The organism is Arthrobacter sp. CAU 1506 (genome assembly GCF_005047635.1).
Taxonomy (GTDB): domain Bacteria; phylum Actinomycetota; class Actinomycetes; order Actinomycetales; family Micrococcaceae; genus Crystallibacter.
The window spans coordinates 18,275-35,541 of record NZ_SUKC01000010.1 but is presented as its reverse complement, the minus strand read 5'-3'; the positions used below and the strand labels follow the sequence as shown (position 1 = coordinate 35,541).

Sequence of the window (17,267 nt, the reverse complement as noted above, 5' to 3'; positions counted from 1 at the left end):
GGCCTGATACGGACGGGCCGGTGGAGGTCTGGGAGCGGGATTGCCCCAACCGCACCGGCCCGGTCCCGAGACCGCCCCACCAGAGGCTTCCCTGAGCTCAGCCCATCCGGGCCCGGTTCGCTTGGAACCGGATGATCCGCTCCACGGCCGCGGCCACGGCGTCCGCGCCGGCAGCAAAGGACAGCCGGACCGAGCGGGTTCCGTTGACCGCGTCGAAATCGGCGCCGGGCACCAGCGCCACACCCTCTTCCTCCAGCAGCACGCGGCAGTAGTCGGCCGAGTCGGCGAAGCCGCTTAGCTGGTCCCCGAGGTCGGCGTACAGATAGAACGCGCCGTCGGCCGGTGCCGCCGTTCCCCACTGCAGCCGGTCAAGATTCTGCAGCAGCACGGCCCGCACCTCGGCGAAGGCGGCCACCGCGGCGTCGGCCTGCTCGTAGGATTTCTCGCTGAACGCCGCCAGCGCCGCCAGCTGGGCCGGTGCCGGCGGACACAGCGCCACGTTGCCGGCGAGCGCCTCGATGGCCGGGGCGAGGTCACGCGGCATCAGCGCCCAGCCCAGCCGCCACCCGGTCATGCCCCAGTACTTCGAAAAAGAGGAAATAACGACGCCGGTGCGGTCCAGTTCCCAGGCGCAGGTTCCGCGAGCGTCGGGTTGCGCGGGGTCGCCCGGGTAGGTGATGCCGTGGTAGATCTCGTCACTGACCAGCCGGACGCCGTGCTCGGCGCACCAAGCGGTGAGGGCTCCCAGCTCATCACGCGACACCATGGTGCCGGTGGGGTTGGCGGGCGAGGCCAGCACCAGCCCCGACAGCGGCCCGTGGGCGGCAGCGGCGGCGTCCAGCACTTCCGGCGTGGGCTGGTAGCGCACCTCCGGACCGCAGTCGATCTCCACCACCTCGCAGCCGAGCGCCCGCAGGATGTTGCGGTAGGCCGGGTAGCCGGGCCGTGCCAGCGCCACGCGGTCCCCGGGGTTGAACGCGGACAGGAACGCCAGCAAGAACCCGCCGGAGGAGCCGGTGGTCACGGCCACTTCCTCCGGCGCCACGTCCAGCCCGTACCAGCGCCGGTAGTGCCCGGCGATCGCGGTCCGCAGCTCACGGACACCCAGCGCGCTGGTGTAGGTCAGCGCCTGGCCGGAGGCGTGGATCCGTGCGGCCTGCTCCGACACGGCCTGCGGCGCACCGCCGGAAGGTTCGCCGGCGCACAGCGAAATCACGTCCCGGCCCGCGGCCCGCATCTGCGCCACCCGGTCCAGAATGTTCATCACCTGGAACGGCGGCACCTGGGCCCGGCCGGCAACCTGCAGCTTACTCACGTCCCGGCGCCAGCTAGGCGGTCTTGGCGATATACACGTCGCAGGCGGCCTTGTGCGTCACCGAGCTGGCCACGCTGCCGAGTACCCGACCCAGGCCCTGCATGCCGACGTTGCCGACCACGATCAGGCGGGCGTTGACCCGTTCGGCTTCCGACACCAGCGCGTCCTGGGGCTTGCCGAGCACAGCCGTGAAGCTGGTCCGCAGCCCTTCCGCGCCCAGCTCCGTCGCCACGTCGCGGGCCACCTTTTCGGCCTTTTCCGACTCGTGAATGAACCACTTGTCGTTGCCGATCTCCACAACTTCGGTCGTATCGGACTCGTGCGCAGTCACCACCCGGAGCTCGGCGCCCATGGACGCTGCGAGCTTCGCCGCCGTGCGCGCCGCCTTCATGGCGGTTTCGCTGCCGTCTACTCCTACGATGATGATTCCGGCCATCGGGCCACCCCTTCGAGCACGTCGTCTGGCGGCCACGTGGGCCGTTTCACACCAACTTACCCGTCCCGGGGCGGATCCGCCCGATGCCGCGGACCACCGCCGTCGTTATCAGTCCACGAACTCCGACTGCGTCTCGATGAACTCCCAGTCCTCTTCCGGCAGCGTGGCTTCCTTCAGGTCCGGTCCGCCGGCCTCGTAGACCGCGGCGGCCGCATCCGGATCCACGACGTCGGCGTGCAGGTTCTCCCGGAACCACTGCTTCTGCTTCGTCGGCAGTTTCAGCCACCACTGTTCAATCCGCAATTCCGCCATCTCACGCATCCTCTGCTCGCCGTACTTCCACGGTAGGTCGACCGGCGGCGGCGGACAAGGGACGTTAGTGCGGTCACCGCGTAGGCCGCGGCGCCTCGGCGTCCGCGGGCGTCCAACTAACTCCGGTGATAGCCATTGGCGGAAACCGGCCGGAATGCCAAGGTGGACATCGTCGCAATCAACCGCCGCCCGCGCCAGCCGGCGGCCGTCTTCTGAGAAGGACCATTTATGGACCGCATGGTTTTCATCAACCTCCCCGTCAGCGACCTGAAGAAGTCCACCGACTTCTATACCGGCCTGGGCTACACCCTGAATCCGGACTTTTCCTCCCCGGATGCCTCCTCGCTGGTCATCTCGGACACCATCGTGGTGATGCTGCTGACTCGGGAGCATTTCGGCAAGTTCCTGCGCAACGGCACCCCGCATCTGGGTTCGGATGCCAAGGAAGTCCTGGTGGCCCTCAGTGCGGACTCCAACGAGGAAGTGGACCGGTTCGTGGCCAACGCGACCTCCGGCGGGGGCAGCGTCTACCGGCCGGCCGAAGAGGAAATGCCGGGCATGTACGGGGCAGCGGTCGCCGACCCGGACGGCCACGTCTGGGAGATCATGTATATGTCGCCGGAGGCGATGCAGGGAGTCGCTGCGGAGAACGCCGCCGCCACGGACACCGGCGCCGGCATCTAATCATCTAGGTCCTCGAGTGCGGATCTGCCCCCGGCGGCCGGCGGCCCTGGCTGCGCACCAGGGGCCGGCAGCGCAGGCCACGCCAGCGTCCGGCGTCAGGGGGCCTGCGCGCGCCAGTCGCCCTCCAAGGGCCAGTGACTAGCCGCCGGTCAGTTCCTGGTGCAGACCGTTCACTTTGGCGGCAATCTGGTCGCGGACCAGGCGCATCCGCTCCTCTCCGTGAATGCCGCGCAGGCTCGGCTCGTCGATCTCCCACCGCTCGTAACGGGTGCCGGGCACTTCCTCCAGCTGCGCATTGCTGCCCAAGATGACCACGACGTCGGCGCTGCGCTGCGCCTCGTCGGTCACCGCCGTCGGGACTTGGCTGGAGATATCGATGCCGAGTTCCGCCAAAGAGGCCGCGGACTCCGGGTTCACGCTTTCGCCGGGGTTGGTGCCGCAGGAGTGGACGTCAACCGTTCCGGCCGCGGCGGCTTCCATCAGGCCGGCGGCCATCGGCGATTTTCCGCTGTTGCTGGAACAGACGAACAGGACGCTGGGCTTCTCGGCTTTGTACCTCATGCCTGCCATTATCGCTGGCGCACCTATGGGACTGTCCGAACTTCTGGCACAGTGAAGGGAAGCAGCCGGCGCCGGCAGCGGTGGCCGGGAGCCGATCGACGCGAAGGGCCGCCATGAGCGACGCAATTCCGGAAGCCATCCGCCCCACTGTCCTGTTCGTGGGGGTACGCGATGCCGGCCGTTCCCAAATGGCCGCCGCCTACCTGTCCCAACTCGCGGACGGCGCCCTGATCGCCCGCTCGGCCGGGGTCCGACCCGCAGCGCAGCTGGATTCCGCCGTGGTGGACGCCATGGCGGAAGACGGCATCGACCTGTCCGCGGAGCTGCCGGCGGAGGTGACGGTGGAGTCCATCAACGCCGCGCAGATGGTGGTGACCCTGGGCTCCGGCGCAGAATGCCCGGTGGTTCCCGGCCGGCGCTACGAGGACTGGGACGTGGACGACCCTTCCGGCCAGCACCCGGGCGGTGTCCGCGCGGTCCGCGACGACATCAAGCACCGCGTGCAGCAGCTGCTGTCCGAGCTGCAGCCGGCGCTGCACCCGGATGCACAGTAGTACCTGGCCACGCTCTGGGAGGAGCTCAGGATGAACACCGAGAAGGTCATCATTGTCGGGTCCGGCCCGGCCGGCTACACCGCGGCCGTCTACGCCGCACGCGCCGGACTGGCGCCGCGGGTCCTGGCCGGCTCGGTCACCGCCGGCGGCGCGCTGATGAACACCACGGAGGTGGAAAACTTTCCGGGCTTCCCGGACGGCGTCCAGGGACCGGAGCTGATGGACCTGCTGCGGAAGCAGGCGGAGAAATTCGGCGCGGCAGTGGAGTACGACGACGTTGCCTCCGTTGAGCTCTCGGGCCACCTAAAGAGCGTGACCACCATGGGCGGCGACGAATACCAGGCGCCGGCGGTGATCCTGGCCACCGGTTCGGCCTACAAGGAACTGGGGCTGCCGGACGAGAAACGGCTCTCCGGCCACGGGGTGTCCTGGTGCGCCACCTGCGACGGCTTCTTCTTCCGCGAACAGGACATCATCGTGGCCGGCGGCGGTGATTCGGCGATGGAGGAAGCGCTTTTCCTGACCCGCTTCGGAAAGTCGGTCACCGTCGTCGTCCGCCGGGACACGCTGCGCGCCTCCAAGATCATGGCCCAGCGGGCCAAAGACAACCCCAAAATCCGCTTCGAGTGGAACAGCGCGATCACCGCCATCCACGGCGACAGCAAGGTCACCGGCGTGACGCTGACCGACACCGTCACCGGCGCCACCCGCGAGCTGCCGGCCACCGGCCTGTTTGTGGCGATCGGGCACCTGCCGCGCACCGAACTGGTCAAGGGCCAGGTGGAACTGGACGACGCCGGCTACATCAAGGTGGACTCGCCCACCACCGTCACGAACCTCCGCGGCGTCTTTGCCTGCGGCGATGCGGTGGACCACCGCTACCGGCAGGCCATCACCGCCGCCGGCACCGGCTGCTCCGCCGCGCTCGACGCCGAACGTTACCTGGCCGCGCTGGAGGACTCGGACAGCATCGCCACCGCGATCGTGGAAGACGAGACGCACGGCTGAGCCGCGCGGGCTAGGACGCCTCCGGCACCTCGGCCGCGCGTGCATAGGTCGCGGAAACGCGGCGGTAGACCGGGGTGAGAAAAGCCAGCAGCGCGGCCAGGATCATGATGATCCCCGCCACCAAAAACACCAGGGCGATGCCGCGGGAGGTGCCCTCACCCAGCAGCGGAGCCAACTGCGCGGCGCCGTCCTCCGACCGCGCGTACGGGATGATCCAGAATTGGGCGATCGGCGCGATCAGGAACGCCGTGATCGGCGCTGCGGCCGACTCAAACGCCATGGCGAAACCGAAGACCCGCCCCTGCCGCTGCAGGGGCACCACCTGCTGGATGATGGTCTGTTCGGCCGCCTCCACGAACGGAATAAGGACCAGGTACAGCCAGATGCCGGCGATGTACAGCCAGGCCCACTCCCGCAGCGTGAACACCGCACCGAGGGCACCCATCACGATCACCGCGATGAGCATGGTGCGCAGCGGGTTCCGCCCGAGCCCGAACTTGCTGATCAGCCAGCCGCCCACGATGAACCCGGTGGACCCGAGCGCGAAGTATGCGCCCCACAGCTCCACGGGGAACAGTTCCAGGCCGTAGGGGTCCATCAGCGCCATGTAGACGCCGCCGATGAAGTTGTTGAAGGTGGAGAACACGATCAGCGCGAACAGGCCGGTGATAGCCAGCACAGCGGCGATCGAGCCGCGCAGGTCGAATCCTCCGTGCGCGTCGGTGGCGGCCGCGCGCACCTCCTCGGGCATGCGCAGCGTGAACAGGTGCACGAAGGCCAGCGCCGTGAGTACCAGGGCGACGGCGATGGTCCAGCCCATCCCGAGCAGTCCCACCGACAAGCCGGAGAGCACCGAGGTGACGATGAACATCAGCCCCTGCACCATGCCCACCAGCCCGTTGGCGTTGGCCCGCCGATCCGGCTCGATCAGGATCGTGACGGTTGTGGACAGGGCGATGTTGCGCATGTTCTCCACCACCGCGCCGACAAGGATGATCAGCGTGAAGACCCAGAACCACGGTTGGGTCAGGTCCACAAGCGAGGTAACGGGCGTCAGCAGGAACATGGCCCCCGCAAGCAAAAACATCACCAGGGTGAAAGCCGCGGCGAAGCGCATCACCGCCAGCTTGCGGTAGCGGTCCACGAAGGTGCCGAAGCTGATGCTGGAGAGAGCGATCAGCAGCATGTAGGCCCCGCCCACCACGCCGGTGGCGATGACGTTGCGGGTCTGCAGGTACACCCAGAACGTCAAGGCGAACCACAAATAGCTGGTGGTGATGTTAGCCAAGGCCGTATTCACCAGGATCCCCATGAACGTGCGGGACCGCTGCTCAGGGCTGCGCAAGGTCGTGTCGACTGCTTCCGGATCGGCCAGGCTCGAGCCCTGGCCATCCGCTTCGGTTGCGTTAGCAACGGCAGCGTCCGCGTGCAAACCAGTTCCGCCGCCGTCAACCGCAGCAGCGTCGGACCCCTCCGGTTCCTGCTCGGTCATGCGTCCCAGTCTACTGAGATCCCGCGGGCGACACACGGGTCCGCGGGCCGGGAAGCATCCGCAGCGGTAGCCGCTAACGCCCCAGCTAACCGGGCCTGTTCCGCGGCGTCGTCAACACGCGGTCTCTGGTGGGGCATGCCCCGCGGTCCTAGCATGGGCGGTAGTGCTTTCGAGCGTAAGTCCCGACGCAGGAGAGGAGCCAGGATGGGTCCCACGCGGCCAGGCGCTCAGCCTGCAGGCCTCGCCGACGCGTTCCGCGCCGCGTTCTCCGCTCATCCCGCAGGAGTAGCGATTGTCACCGCCTCGGGGCCGAACGGTCCGGCAGGAATTACCGCGTCTTCGGTGATTTCGGTGTCGGCGGAACCCCCGGTGCTCGCGGTGTCCATCACCCGCGGCACGGAATCCGGAGCCGCCCTGCTGGCGGGTGAGACGCTTGCCGTTCACCTGCTCACAACCGCCAACCGTCGGCTTGCGGAACTTTTTGCACGGCCCGGTTCGCACCGCTTCGGATTCGACATGGACTGGTACAGCGCGCCGACTGGCGAGCCGATCATCCGCGGCGTCGGCACAGTGCTCAGGTGCAAGCCACTAGACCGAATGCCCGCCGGAACCGGTGTTGTTCTGGCCGCTCAGGTTCTTCAGGTGCTCGACGGCGGCTCCTTCGCCCCGGCGCTGGTCTACCAGCGCCGGATGTACTACGCCCTGGACGCTTGGTCCACCCTGCGCCCCCGAAGTTGATTGGCTCAAGGCCAACAGCGCGAGGCAAGCGCACCGCGGCCCGCGAGAGAATAGTTCGGGATGAGCTGGAGTACCCTTTGCGGTCCCTCAGATGCTGCGAGCGGGAGAGCCTGGATTGTCGAACATGAGCGAAAAAGCTGGAACGGAGCAAGCCGGCCCCGGGCGGATCCTCCTTGTCGGTTGCGGGAAGCTCGGCACGCAACTGGGTGAGCGTTTGGTGAGGGCCGGGGCGGAGGTGTTCGCGCTCCGCCGCAACACCTCCGCCTTGCCTGCAGCATTCACTCCCCTGTCTGTTGACCTCCGGGAACCTGTCCGCGGTCATTTGCCGGAAGTGGACAGGATGGTCATTACCCTTACCCCGGATATCCAGGAAGCTTCGGATCGTTCGAGTGGCTACCTGGCCGCGATCAGCAACGTCGCCGCGGCGCTGCCGGCCCGGCCGCGACGAGTGGTGTTCGTTTCCTCTACCCGGGTGTTCGAAGGGAAATCAGAGCAGCGGGCGCTCACGGAAGCAGATTCACCGGCCCCGATGACTCCGCGCGGCAGCTGGCTTCGCGACTGGGAGCTCCTCGCGTCCGAGCTCTTTGACGCGCAAATCGTCCGGCCTGCGGGGATCTACGGGCCTGGAAGAGAGATGCTTCTCCGGAAAGTCATCGAGGGCACCCCTGTCCAGTACGCCAGGCGGACAAACCGCATCCACGAGACCGACTTGGTCCGCACTTTGGAAACGCTGCTGTTCACAGAAAACCCACCACCTATCCTGCACGCCGTCGATCAGGCCCCCGCAGCCCTGGGCGATGTCGTCACCTACATCGCGCACCGGCTGGGACTCCAACCGCCCCTGAGGATCCAGCCCGAGGTGGCCAGCGGGACCGTCCTCAGCGGCGCGCGGCTTCTCACGTTGCTTGGAACCTTGCAATACCCAACGTTTGAAGCCGGGTACGACCACGTCATCGCCAGCCGGGGGCCGGAATCTTCGGCCAGCAACACGTGAGCATGACTTGACCCATAAGGCCGAGGAAAGCCCGACTTAGCCGCAGCGTCACGGCCGGGCAGTATTCAAGCAGTTGCCCAAAAAGCATTTTCAGCTGATTCCCCGCGTCTTGCTGCCAGAATGTAGCCATGTCGGTGCAGGACTTCCGCAGCCGGAAACACCGTTCTTCGGCCCGGCTGGCCGTGATGTTCGCCGTCGGCGCCCTGGCCGCCGTTGCCATCGGGCTGTCCGGCAACTGGGCCTATGCCCCATCACTGGGCTGGGCCGCGGCCTCCCTGACCTACTTGGTCTGGGTCTGGTCCGTCATCGGCCGCCTCTCCCCCGCAGCCACTGCCGCCCACGCCGCCCGGGAGGACTCGGGCCGCGCCGTCTCCGACGCCCTGCTCCTGACCGCCACCCTGGCCAGCTTCGGCGGCGTGGCGCTGATCCTGCTCGACGCCGGCTCCTCCGAAGGAATCGCGAAAGCCGGGATCATCGCGGTCGCCTTGGGCAGCACCACCCTGTCCTGGTTCCTGGTCCACACTCTCTTCACCCTGCGCTACGCATTCCTCTATTACCGTGACAGCGGCGGCGTGGACTTCAATCAGGACAGCGACCCACGTTACCGGGACTTCGCCTATCTGGCCTTCACCATCGGAATGACGTTTCAAGTCTCGGACACCACCCTGAAAACCTACGTAGCCCGCTCCACGGCACTGAGCCACGCCCTGCTGTCCTACCTGCTGGGCACTATCGTGCTGGCCACCACCATCAACCTGATTGCCGGTCTGATCCGCTGAACCGGCCCAAAGCGCCCTCGTGCCGCCGTCTCCGAGGCAGCTAAAAATCATCCTCGCGACGCATCTTTCGCTCGCCCTCCGCAACTAGGCTCGGTGCGGTGACTGGCCTACTGGTGACAATTTCTGGTGAACCGTGCGGCAGGTTACCGTCCGTTTGGCACCGATACGAGAGGCAAGATTCATGATCGAAGCGCTGCAGGACTTCACGTCCTCACTTCCGCCCGTGCTGCAATGGCTGGGAGTGACAGTGGCCGCCGCAGTTCCGTTCGTCGAGTCATACTTCGGCTCAGTGATCGGCGTCCTCGCCGGCATCAACCCCGTGATCGCCATCGCCGCCGCGATCGCAGGAAATGTGATCTCGATGCTGATCTTCGTGCTCAGCGCCCATCGCGTCCGGTCCAGGGTGGTCAGCGGAAAGACGGTCACAGAACCCTCTCCCCGCCGGCAGAAGCTTCGCGCTCAATTCGACAAATACGGAGTAGCCGGGGTCAGTCTGCTGGGCCAGACCATCTTGCCGAGTCAGCTCACCTCTGCCGCTATGGTCTCCTTCGGTGCATCCAAAAACGCGGTCATCATGTGGCAAATCATCTCGATCATCCTGTGGGGCGCGGCCTTCGGAGTCTTGGCTACCCTCGGTTTCTCGCTGATCGGGTAAGCACCGGCGTCCACAGCGCCAAGGGCAGGCAGCGCGGGAATCCTGCCACCGCACGATAGCGGCAAAGCCAAGAGCCGGTGCCACCCCGGGAAGGGGAGGCACCGGCTCTTCGTGATGTGGCTGAAGAAAATCAGCTGCAGGTGTAGGTGACGCCGTCCTCGAAGTGGGTGCCGGGGCCGAGTTCGCTACAGACCTCCACCATGTAGGCGATGCCCGCAATCGTGATGATCGTGAACAGGATCAGCAGCACGGTCCCCACCGCGCCGATGATGATGCCGGCCAGAGCGAAGCCGTTCTTGGCGTTGGCGCGCTTGGACTGCACCATGCCGATGATGCTGACGATCAGGCCAGCCACGGTCAGCGGTCCGAGCAGGGACAGGACGAAGCCGACGATGCCCATGGTCTTGCCGGGAACCGGCTGACCGGGAACGGGCTGGCCCGGGTAGCCGTAAGGGGCGTTCTGCTGCGGGTACGCCGGCTGGCCCGGCGCCTGCTGCGGGTAGGCCTGCTGGCCGGGATTCTGCTGCGGGTAGGCCGGGTAGTTGCCCTGCGGCTGGCCGGGCGTGGTGGGTTCGGGGTATTCCCCGGGACCGTTAGGGGTGGACATGGATTCCTCTCATCAAGCGGTGCGGTGCGTGATTATACGATTCATCCTTTCGCACGAATCCAACTATCCCCAAAACGAGGCGCGGATCAGCCCCTACCCACCAACGCGTCGACCTGTTGCAGCAGCGCTTCCATTTCGCCGTCGGCCATCTGCTTCTGCTGCGCATCCGGCGAAACGAACGTGGCGCTGTAGTACAGGCCGTCGCCGATCAGCTTCACTGCCTGCGCCACCGCCCGGCTGCCCAAGGCAAGCTCCAAGGTATCCAACCAGAGTGCCTGGATCTGCGCGAACGTCCGCGCGGCCGCAGGGTGGCCCTGCTGCACCAGCCGGGCCAAAGCGACAATCGCGCGGTCCAAGGGGGAATCGACAAAGTTGGAGGTGCGCACGTAGTAGCGGGCCGCCCCCTCCGGCGCGCTACTGATTCGCTCGGCATCCTCGGCCGATAGCGCGGCGAGCCGTTCGCAAAGCCCTTCGACCATCGCTTCCTTGGAGGGGAAGTGGTAGAGCAGCCCGCCTTTGGACACTCCGGCGGCAGCCGCAACGGCATCCATGGTGGCGGCTCGTTCGCCCTCGTTGATCAGGATGTCCTCGAAGTTGTCGAGGATCCGGTCTTTAGCACTGGCCATCCACCCATCCTAGGACGCAGTTCTTCCGCTGGGCGGCAATCGACAGCCGACTTGTTACTATACCGTCCAGCCGGTATAGTTGAAGGATAACCCAGCCCACCCCTCCCCGAAAGATGCCCCATGCTTACCGTCACCCAGCGCGCTGGCCGCAAGGAATGGACCGCCCTGGCCGTCTTGATGCTGCCGGTCCTGCTGGTCGCCGTCGACAACACCGTTTTGAGCTTCGCCGTGCCAGCCATCTCCCTGGCCTTCAGCACCAGCGGCACCACGCTCCTGTGGATCATCGACATCTACCCGCTGGTGCTCGCCGGCCTGCTGGTGGCGATGGGCAGCCTGGGCGACCGCTTCGGCCGCCGCAGGATGCTGATGATCGGCGCCGCCGGTTTCGCCGCACTCTCCGCGGTAGCCGCCTTCTCGCCGAGCGCTGAACTGCTGGTGGCGGCGCGCGCCGGCCTGGGCATCTTCGGGGCCATGCTAATGCCCGCAACCCTGTCCCTGATCCGGAACATTTTCACCGAGCGGACCCAGCGGCGGCTGGCGGTGGCCATTTGGGCTGCCGGGTTCTCGGCGGGCGCCGCGCTCGGCCCGCTGCTGGGCGGCGTACTGCTGGAACACTTCTGGTGGGGTTCGGTCTTCCTGCTGGCGGTTCCCATGCTGCTGCCAATGCTGGTGCTGACGCCGGTGTTTGTGCCGGAGTCGCGCGACCCGGAGCCGGGGCCGGTGGATGTGCCCAGCATTTTGCTTTCGGTTGCCGCACTGCTCCCCGTCGTCTTCGCCATCAAGCAGGTGGCCGCCGGCGGTGAGCTGACTGCCATCGCTGCGGCCGCCGGCGTCGGCATTCTGGCCGGCTGGCTGTTCGTCCGCCGCCAACTGCACCGCTCGAATCCCATGCTGGATGTCCGCTTGTTCCGCTACCGTCCGTTCACCGGCGCCGTGCTGGTCAACCTTTTGGCCGTTTTCTCGCTGGTGGGCTTCCTGTACTTCGTCTCCCAGCATCTCCAACTGGTTCTGGGACTCAGCCCGCTGCGGGCCGGCCTGGTGCTGCTGCCCGGCCTGTTGGTGACGATCGCTGCCGGACTGCTCGCGGTACCGTTGGTGCGCCGGATTGCCCCGCACTTGGTGGTGGCGGGGGCGCTGCTGCTGTCCGCGGCGGCGTACTGGCTGGCGGCCTCTACCCCGGACGCGTCGGCGCTGACCTTGATGGCCGCGTTCGCGTTGCTGGGCGCCGGCGTGGGTGCTTCCGAAACGCTCTCAAATGACCTGATTCTCTCCAGCGTTCCGGCAGCCAAGGCCGGCGCAGCCTCCGCCGTCTCAGAAACTGCCTACGAAGTCGGTTCAGTTTTCGGTACCGCCGTGCTCGGCAGCATCCTGGTCGGCGCCTACCGGCAGAACATCGACCTGCCGTCCGGGCTGTCCGCAGAACAGCAGCACGCCGCCGGCGAGACCCTGGGCGGCGCCATCACGGTGGCCGAAGAATTGCCGGAACGCACCGGAGCAGCCTTGCTGGACTCCGCGGTCCACGCGTTCGACAGCGGCGTCACCGTCACAGCCGGATTGGCCGGCGTGCTGATGGTTGCCTCCGCGTGGCTGGCCTTCCGGACGCTGCGCACGGCACAGCACCAGTAGGCCCCTGACGGCCCGGCGTACTCGCCGGGCTGTCAGCGCGCCTCAACCCACCCTCACTCCGGGTCCGACGTCGGGCCCCCTCTCACGCCGCCGACCCCGCTTCTTCTCCGGCGGACCCGTTTGGCCCCGTCCTATCGTTGCAGCCCCTGCTGGCCCCCACCACCGGGCCGGCCGTAGCCGCGCACGCCGCCGTCGCCCTCCGACCGCTGGCCCCGCCGCCACCCTCCTACCGCCGACTCCGCCGTCGCCCTCACGTGGCATCCGTCACAGACCCTTGCGCCATACCCCTAGGGGGTATATCTTGATGGCGTAGTCCCCCGGAATGAGGAAGCCATGAACCACACCGCAACCCCCAGCGTTTCCGGCCCCGCCGCCGTCGACGAGCACATCGGCCATGCCTACACGTCGGACAAGGACGCCTACCTGCGCCGGCTGAAGCGGGTCGAAGGCCAGGTCCGCGGCATCGCCCGCATGGTGGAAGAAGACAAGTACTGCATTGACATCCTCACCCAGGTGGCAGCAGTCAACAAGGCCTTGCATGCGGTGAGCGTCGGCCTGCTCGAAGACCACATTGGACATTGCGTGGTCGGCGCCGCCAAGGAATCCGAACTCAACGACGATCCCCGGATCGTCCAGGACAAGGTCAAGGAAGCCTCGGACGCCATCGGCCGGCTGCTGCGCTAGCCCACTCCCCCAAACACCACCCCAGGAGATTTGAATGAGCACCACCACCATCAGCATCGACGGCATGACCTGCGGCCACTGCGTTGACGCCGTGACCGAAGAACTCAAGGCCCTGGAGGGCGTCCAGACCGTCAGCATCCAGCTGAACAAGGGCGGCATTTCCACCGCCACGGTCAGCTCCGAGGGCCAGTTGGATCCGGCGCAGGTCGGCGAAGCAGTCGCCGAAGCCGGGTACACCGTCGTCGCAAACATCGCTTAACACGGACGACGGCGGTGCCTCCCGCCGCCGCCAGCCACCTTGCATGCCCAGCACCTGAAGCGCCGCAATTTCGGCGGCAAACCCAGAATCGAGATGACCATCTGATGGCCTCCCATCCCGCTGCCCAGGACCCTGCAGTCGATCCGGCTCCGGCCCGGACCGTAGAACTGGCGATCGAGGGCATGACCTGCGCCTCCTGTGTGAACCGCGTGGAACGAAAGCTCGGCAAAATCGAGGGAGTCCAGGCGAGCGTGAACCTGCCGCTGGAGTCCGCGGTGGTCAACGTCCCGCACGGCGTCACCGACCAGCAACTCCTGGAGTCGGTGCACGCCACCGGCTACAAAGCCCGGGTGAAGCAGCAGCCACATTCCGCGGGCAACGCGGGACACGGATCCGCCGATTCCGGCCACGCCGGTCATGCCGGCCATGCCGGTCACGCGGAGGCAGAAGCCCACGGCGGCCACGCGTCCACAGGCGGCGACGCCGCGGAGCACGGCGATCACGGGGAGCATGAGGATCACATGGCTCACGGCGGCACCGCCGACGAGCTCCGGCCGCGCCTGTGGACGGCCGCCATCCTAACCATCCCGGTCTTCATCATTTCGATGATTCCCGGTGCGCAGTTCCCGCACTGGGGCTGGGTCGCCTTCGCACTGAGCATTCCGGTGGTGTTCTGGGCTGCCTGGCCGTTCCACCGCGCGGCCGCGGTGAATGCCCGGCATTTGGCCTCCACCATGGACACGCTGGTGTCGCTTGGCGTGCTGGCGGCTTTCTTCTTCTCCGCCTGGCAGCTGTTCATGGGTCCGATGCTGACCGAACACGTGGAGGGCGACATGGCCGCCCACGCGCTGTACTTCGAAGTTGCCGTCGTCGTCGTCACGTTCCTGCTGCTGGGCCGGTATCTGGAAGCCAATGCCAAGCAGCGGGCCGGCGACGCGCTGAAGTCCCTGCTGAACCTGGGCGCGAAGGACGCCACCGTCTTGCGGGACGGCAGCGAGGTGAAGGTAGCTGCCGCCGAGCTGGTACCGGGCGACATCATGGTGGTCCGGCCCGGCGAGAAGATCCCTACCGACGGCTATGTGGTGGACGGCCACTCCGCCGTCGACACTTCCCTGCTCACCGGGGAATCCGTGCCAGTGGAAGTGGATGTGGACGATACCGTCACCGGCGCCACCATCAACACGTCCGGCCGGCTGCTGGTCCGCGCCACCCGGGTCGGGTCGGACACCACGCTGGCGCAAATGGGCCGGCTGGTCAGCCAGGCCCAGGCCGGCAAGGCCCCGATCGCCCGGCTGGCAGACCGGATCAGCTCGGTCTTCGTCCCGATTGTGCTGGTCATCGCCATCATCACGTTCATCCTCTGGATGGTCTTCACCGGCGATCTGCAAGCTGCCTTCACCGCAGCCGTGACCGTGCTGGTCATTGCCTGCCCGTGTGCGCTGGGCCTCGCCACGCCCACCGCGCTGCTCACCGGCACCGGCCGGGCGTCGCAGCTGGGCATCCTGATCAAGGGACCGCAGATTCTCGAAGACACCCGTCACGTGGACACCATCGTGCTGGACAAGACCGGCACCGTGACCACGGGCCAGCAAGCGGTGGAGAGCGTGGTGGCCCTGGCGGACCGCAGCGAAGAGGACGTGCTGCTGCTGGCCGGCGCCGTGGAAGCCGGATCGGAACACCCCATCGCCCTGGCCATCGTGGAGGCGGCCCGGGACGCAGCGGCACGGCTGGCCGCCCCGGCCGGCGGCACGGCGGGGTCGCTTAGCCAGCCTGCTGCTTTGCCGGCCCTGTCGGACTTCCACAGCACGGCGGGCGGAGGTGTCCTCGGCACCATCACCGAACCCGACGGCCGCGCCAGCACCGTGGTGGTGGGCCGCAACAACTGGCTGGACGAAAACGGCATCGCCCTCTCCGACGAGCACCGCCGTGTCCTGCTGGAACAGCAGCAGGCCGGGTCAACCGCGGTGTGGGTGGCCGTCGACGGAGCGGTGGTAGGGATCGTGAACCTGCAGGACACCGTGAAGGAGACATCCGGCGCCGCGATCGCCCGGTTCAAGGAGCTGGGCCTGCACCCCATCCTGCTGACGGGCGACAACGCCGCCGTCGCCGCCGAGGTCGCGGCCGAAGTCGGCATCGCGCCCCAGGACGTGTTCGCCGACGTGCTGCCCGAGGACAAGGTGGCCGCGATCAAGCGGCTGCAGGAGCAAGGCAAGACGGTAGCCATGGTCGGCGACGGTGTGAACGATGCCGCCGCGCTGGCCCAAGCCGACCTGGGCATCGCCATGGGCGCGGGCACGGACGTGGCGATCGAGGCCGCTGACCTGACCGTGATGGGCAGCGACCTGGTCCAGGTGGTGCAGTCCATCGAGTTGAGCCGCAAGACGCTCTCCACCATCAAGTCCAACCTGTTCTGGGCCTTCGCCTACAACACGCTAGGCATTCCGGTGGCGGCCTTCGGCCTGCTCAACCCGATGATCGCCGGCGCCGCGATGGCCGCCAGCTCGGTGCTGGTGGTCGCGAACTCGCTGCGGCTGCGCCGCTTCGGGCGGTAGCGACCGGGGCCCGCGCTTCTAGACGGCCGTGCCGTAGCGCACCGCCGCGCGGGCCCGGGCCTTGGCTGCTTCTTCCTCGCGGTTCTTCGGTGGCGCCGCTGTCACCAGATCGTCGAGCAGGTGCGCGGTGATGTGCGCGATTTCGTGCACCGCCTGGTTGAAGGCTTCCTCGTTGGCCTTCGACGGCTTGTTGCTGCCGCTGACCTTGCGCACATACTGCAGCGCGGCCGCCTCGATTTCGGCATTCGTCGCTGCGGGTTCGAAATTGTGGAGCTGGCGGATATTCCGGCACATGGCGGTCCTCCGGTCTAGGTAGGATGCTGGCTGGTTCCAGTCTGCTCCAGGGCGGCTCCATTGCACCACCCCCGCTCAGCGGCCTCAGTGCTTGCCGAGGATCTCCACCAGGGAGAACGAGAGGCCGAAGCCGACGGCGATGGCGATGCCGGTAGCGGCGCCGGCGTCCTTGAGCCCCTCCGGCACCATCCGGACGGTCACGTTCGTGAGGACGCCGCCGCCGGCGAAGGCGAGCACGAAGGCCACCACCTCTGGCCTCACAAGCCCGAGCAGCAGCGTAAACGCTGCCACGCAGACGCCGCACAGGATCGTCATGACCAGCCAGGCGGACATGACGTGGCGGGCGGTCAGGCCGTGTTTGAGCAGCGGTCCGGTGTCGGCCATGGCCTCTGGAACGCCGCAGAGGAAGACTGCGGCCAGCAGGGCCGCACTGATACCGTAGCCGCTGACCAGTCCACCGGCGACGACGATGGCCTCGGCGACCACTGACAGCGCGATCACCAGGAACCTTGGCTCGTGGAGAGGCGGTGCGGACAGCCGCACGCCCCGTTGAGCTCCGGTCACCACCCAGGACGTCGCGACGGCACCGCCGATCAGTCCCGCACCAACGAAGCCGCTCCCACCGGCCAGCCGGCCGGCCTCAGCAATCAGCTTGTAAGCGACGGCCGACAACAGGGCACCGGCACCCAGGCCGGTCAGGACACCGAGCAGAACGTTGTTGACGCGCCACCGCAGGGCAAGCAATCCGCCCAGAAAGTAGGAGGAGCCAGCAAGCAGGCCCCAGCCTAAGGCCTGCAGCATCGGCGTCCCTTTCGGCTTAGGCGCTAAAGCACCGCGCCTAGGCATCATCCCGGAACAGGCGAGCAGATGGCAAGAGGTCAGGGGCGCTGCCACAATGCATGCCGATTCAGGAATACTTCGGCTGCCGGGAAGCCCGGGGCGGAAAACTCTCCCGGCGGGAAGCGGGTGGCGGGTAAAACTGCCCCCGGGGCGGCTGTGGCCCGGTGATGGGCAGAACGACGACGGCGGGGCTCGGCACTGTGCCGAGCCCCGCCGTCTTAGTGGGTGTTCTTCGCGTCAGCCGCCGGTGG

At 67.2% G+C, this 17,267-nt stretch carries 20 protein-coding genes; 11 read left to right on the top strand and 9 right to left on the bottom strand.

From position 1 onward, the window contains the following. Positions 1 to 97 precede the first annotated feature (97 nt). The 3 genes from E4J89_RS12305 to E4J89_RS12295 all read right to left on the bottom strand — a co-directional run bounded on the left by E4J89_RS12305 (position 98) and on the right by E4J89_RS12295 (position 2,063). Positions 98 to 1,264: an aminotransferase class I/II-fold pyridoxal phosphate-dependent enzyme gene (locus E4J89_RS12305; RefSeq protein ID WP_136786572.1), complete on the bottom strand. Its 1,167-nt coding sequence runs from the start codon at positions 1,262 to 1,264 to the stop codon at positions 98 to 100. Between the two features lie 64 nt (positions 1,265 to 1,328). Further along, the gene (locus E4J89_RS12300; RefSeq protein WP_136786447.1) at positions 1,329 to 1,751 is read right to left on the bottom strand and encodes a universal stress protein; all 423 of its coding nucleotides are present in this window, start codon (positions 1,749 to 1,751) and stop codon (positions 1,329 to 1,331) included. Positions 1,752 to 1,859: 108 nt separating this feature from the next. Next, positions 1,860 to 2,063 (bottom strand): hypothetical protein, encoded by a 204-nt coding sequence (locus E4J89_RS12295; RefSeq protein WP_136786446.1) that lies wholly within the window; start codon positions 2,061 to 2,063, stop codon positions 1,860 to 1,862. 228 nt (positions 2,064 to 2,291) lie between these two features. On the opposite strand from E4J89_RS12295, the gene E4J89_RS12290 reads away from it, so the two are divergent. Next, entirely contained in the window at positions 2,292 to 2,747 is a 456-nt protein-coding gene (locus E4J89_RS12290; RefSeq protein WP_136786445.1) for a VOC family protein, read from the top strand. Positions 2,748 to 2,885: 138 nt separating this feature from the next. Here E4J89_RS12290 and E4J89_RS12285 read toward each other — a convergent pair whose 3' ends face one another. Continuing rightward, entirely contained in the window at positions 2,886 to 3,308 is a 423-nt protein-coding gene (locus E4J89_RS12285) for a low molecular weight phosphatase family protein (protein WP_136786444.1), read from the bottom strand. A 113-nt stretch (positions 3,309 to 3,421) separates the two neighbouring features. Between E4J89_RS12285 and E4J89_RS12280 the strand changes: the two genes are divergently transcribed. Next, positions 3,422 to 3,862, top strand: coding sequence for a heat-shock protein HtpX (locus tag E4J89_RS12280; protein ID WP_136786443.1), 441 nt, complete (start codon positions 3,422 to 3,424; stop codon positions 3,860 to 3,862). A gap of 30 nt (positions 3,863 to 3,892) precedes the next feature. After that, on the top strand, positions 3,893 to 4,870 hold the full coding sequence (gene trxB, locus E4J89_RS12275) for a thioredoxin-disulfide reductase (protein ID WP_136786442.1): 978 nt from the start codon (positions 3,893 to 3,895) through the stop codon (positions 4,868 to 4,870). Positions 4,871 to 4,880: 10 nt separating this feature from the next. Here trxB and E4J89_RS12270 read toward each other — a convergent pair whose 3' ends face one another. Continuing rightward, on the bottom strand, positions 4,881 to 6,182 hold the full coding sequence (locus tag E4J89_RS12270; RefSeq protein ID WP_240691878.1) for an MFS transporter: 1,302 nt from the start codon (positions 6,180 to 6,182) through the stop codon (positions 4,881 to 4,883). A 384-nt stretch (positions 6,183 to 6,566) separates the two neighbouring features. On the opposite strand from E4J89_RS12270, the gene E4J89_RS12265 reads away from it, so the two are divergent. The 4 genes from E4J89_RS12265 to E4J89_RS12250 all read left to right on the top strand — a co-directional run bounded on the left by E4J89_RS12265 (position 6,567) and on the right by E4J89_RS12250 (position 9,528). Further along, on the top strand, positions 6,567 to 7,100 hold the full coding sequence (locus E4J89_RS12265) for a flavin reductase family protein (protein ID WP_136786440.1): 534 nt from the start codon (positions 6,567 to 6,569) through the stop codon (positions 7,098 to 7,100). A gap of 124 nt (positions 7,101 to 7,224) precedes the next feature. Continuing rightward, positions 7,225 to 8,094 carry a sugar nucleotide-binding protein gene (locus E4J89_RS12260; RefSeq protein WP_205754491.1) on the top strand — a complete coding sequence of 290 codons (870 nt, stop codon included), beginning with the start codon at positions 7,225 to 7,227 and terminating at the stop codon, positions 8,092 to 8,094. A gap of 128 nt (positions 8,095 to 8,222) precedes the next feature. Further along, positions 8,223 to 8,873: a DUF1345 domain-containing protein gene (locus E4J89_RS12255; protein ID WP_136786438.1), complete on the top strand. Its 651-nt coding sequence runs from the start codon at positions 8,223 to 8,225 to the stop codon at positions 8,871 to 8,873. 181 nt (positions 8,874 to 9,054) lie between these two features. Next, positions 9,055 to 9,528 (top strand): hypothetical protein, encoded by a 474-nt coding sequence (locus E4J89_RS12250; protein WP_136786437.1) that lies wholly within the window; start codon positions 9,055 to 9,057, stop codon positions 9,526 to 9,528. A gap of 130 nt (positions 9,529 to 9,658) precedes the next feature. On the opposite strand, the gene E4J89_RS12245 is transcribed toward E4J89_RS12250, so the two are convergent. Beyond that, on the bottom strand, positions 9,659 to 10,135 hold the full coding sequence (locus E4J89_RS12245) for a DUF4190 domain-containing protein (RefSeq protein ID WP_136786436.1): 477 nt from the start codon (positions 10,133 to 10,135) through the stop codon (positions 9,659 to 9,661). Positions 10,136 to 10,221: 86 nt separating this feature from the next. Next, positions 10,222 to 10,761 carry a TetR/AcrR family transcriptional regulator gene (locus tag E4J89_RS12240; protein WP_136786435.1) on the bottom strand — a complete coding sequence of 180 codons (540 nt, stop codon included), beginning with the start codon at positions 10,759 to 10,761 and terminating at the stop codon, positions 10,222 to 10,224. A 120-nt stretch (positions 10,762 to 10,881) separates the two neighbouring features. Between E4J89_RS12240 and E4J89_RS12235 the strand changes: the two genes are divergently transcribed. The 4 genes from E4J89_RS12235 to E4J89_RS12220 all read left to right on the top strand — a co-directional run bounded on the left by E4J89_RS12235 (position 10,882) and on the right by E4J89_RS12220 (position 15,882). After that, positions 10,882 to 12,387 (top strand): MFS transporter, encoded by a 1,506-nt coding sequence (locus tag E4J89_RS12235; RefSeq protein WP_136786434.1) that lies wholly within the window; start codon positions 10,882 to 10,884, stop codon positions 12,385 to 12,387. 333 nt (positions 12,388 to 12,720) lie between these two features. Further along, entirely contained in the window at positions 12,721 to 13,071 is a 351-nt protein-coding gene (locus E4J89_RS12230; RefSeq protein WP_136786433.1) for a metal-sensitive transcriptional regulator, read from the top strand. 34 nt (positions 13,072 to 13,105) lie between these two features. Then, on the top strand, positions 13,106 to 13,330 hold the full coding sequence (locus tag E4J89_RS12225) for a heavy-metal-associated domain-containing protein (RefSeq protein ID WP_136786432.1): 225 nt from the start codon (positions 13,106 to 13,108) through the stop codon (positions 13,328 to 13,330). A gap of 104 nt (positions 13,331 to 13,434) precedes the next feature. After that, positions 13,435 to 15,882: a heavy metal translocating P-type ATPase gene (locus E4J89_RS12220; protein WP_136786431.1), complete on the top strand. Its 2,448-nt coding sequence runs from the start codon at positions 13,435 to 13,437 to the stop codon at positions 15,880 to 15,882. An 18-nt stretch (positions 15,883 to 15,900) separates the two neighbouring features. Here E4J89_RS12220 and E4J89_RS12215 read toward each other — a convergent pair whose 3' ends face one another. Both E4J89_RS12215 and E4J89_RS12210 read right to left on the bottom strand, forming a co-directional pair. Continuing rightward, complete coding sequence (locus E4J89_RS12215; protein ID WP_136786430.1) at positions 15,901 to 16,176, bottom strand: DUF2277 domain-containing protein; 276 nt, start codon at positions 16,174 to 16,176, stop codon at positions 15,901 to 15,903. 84 nt (positions 16,177 to 16,260) lie between these two features. Continuing rightward, positions 16,261 to 16,977, bottom strand: a complete 717-nt coding sequence (locus E4J89_RS12210; protein WP_136786429.1) for a hypothetical protein — start codon at positions 16,975 to 16,977, stop codon at positions 16,261 to 16,263. Between the last annotated feature and the right edge of the window lie 290 nt (positions 16,978 to 17,267).

Bases quoted from the DNA above. Each gene is read 5' to 3' on its own strand.
- E4J89_RS12215 (WP_136786430.1), bottom strand. From the start codon at position 16,176: ATGTGCCGGAATATCCGCCAGCTCCACAATTTCGAACCCGCAGCGACG.
- E4J89_RS12240 (WP_136786435.1), bottom strand. From the start codon at position 10,761: ATGGCCAGTGCTAAAGACCGGATCCTCGACAACTTCGAGGACATCCTG.
- E4J89_RS12210 (WP_136786429.1), bottom strand. From the start codon at position 16,977: ATGCTGCAGGCCTTAGGCTGGGGCCTGCTTGCTGGCTCCTCCTACTTT.
- trxB (WP_136786442.1), top strand. From the start codon at position 3,893: ATGAACACCGAGAAGGTCATCATTGTCGGGTCCGGCCCGGCCGGCTAC.
- E4J89_RS12280 (WP_136786443.1), top strand. From the start codon at position 3,422: ATGAGCGACGCAATTCCGGAAGCCATCCGCCCCACTGTCCTGTTCGTG.
- E4J89_RS12250 (WP_136786437.1), top strand. From the start codon at position 9,055: ATGATCGAAGCGCTGCAGGACTTCACGTCCTCACTTCCGCCCGTGCTG.
- E4J89_RS12265 (WP_136786440.1), top strand. From the start codon at position 6,567: ATGGGTCCCACGCGGCCAGGCGCTCAGCCTGCAGGCCTCGCCGACGCG.
- E4J89_RS12255 (WP_136786438.1), top strand. From the start codon at position 8,223: ATGTCGGTGCAGGACTTCCGCAGCCGGAAACACCGTTCTTCGGCCCGG.
- E4J89_RS12225 (WP_136786432.1), top strand. From the start codon at position 13,106: ATGAGCACCACCACCATCAGCATCGACGGCATGACCTGCGGCCACTGC.
- E4J89_RS12285 (WP_136786444.1), bottom strand. From the start codon at position 3,308: ATGAGGTACAAAGCCGAGAAGCCCAGCGTCCTGTTCGTCTGTTCCAGC.
- E4J89_RS12230 (WP_136786433.1), top strand. From the start codon at position 12,721: ATGAACCACACCGCAACCCCCAGCGTTTCCGGCCCCGCCGCCGTCGAC.
- E4J89_RS12235 (WP_136786434.1), top strand. From the start codon at position 10,882: ATGCTTACCGTCACCCAGCGCGCTGGCCGCAAGGAATGGACCGCCCTG.
- E4J89_RS12295 (WP_136786446.1), bottom strand. From the start codon at position 2,063: ATGGCGGAATTGCGGATTGAACAGTGGTGGCTGAAACTGCCGACGAAG.
- E4J89_RS12260 (WP_205754491.1), top strand. From the start codon at position 7,225: ATGAGCGAAAAAGCTGGAACGGAGCAAGCCGGCCCCGGGCGGATCCTC.
- E4J89_RS12270 (WP_240691878.1), bottom strand. From the start codon at position 6,182: ATGGGGATCCTGGTGAATACGGCCTTGGCTAACATCACCACCAGCTAT.
- E4J89_RS12220 (WP_136786431.1), top strand. From the start codon at position 13,435: ATGGCCTCCCATCCCGCTGCCCAGGACCCTGCAGTCGATCCGGCTCCG.
- E4J89_RS12305 (WP_136786572.1), bottom strand. From the start codon at position 1,264: ATGAACATTCTGGACCGGGTGGCGCAGATGCGGGCCGCGGGCCGGGAC.
- E4J89_RS12290 (WP_136786445.1), top strand. From the start codon at position 2,292: ATGGACCGCATGGTTTTCATCAACCTCCCCGTCAGCGACCTGAAGAAG.
- E4J89_RS12300 (WP_136786447.1), bottom strand. From the start codon at position 1,751: ATGGCCGGAATCATCATCGTAGGAGTAGACGGCAGCGAAACCGCCATG.
- E4J89_RS12245 (WP_136786436.1), bottom strand. From the start codon at position 10,135: ATGTCCACCCCTAACGGTCCCGGGGAATACCCCGAACCCACCACGCCC.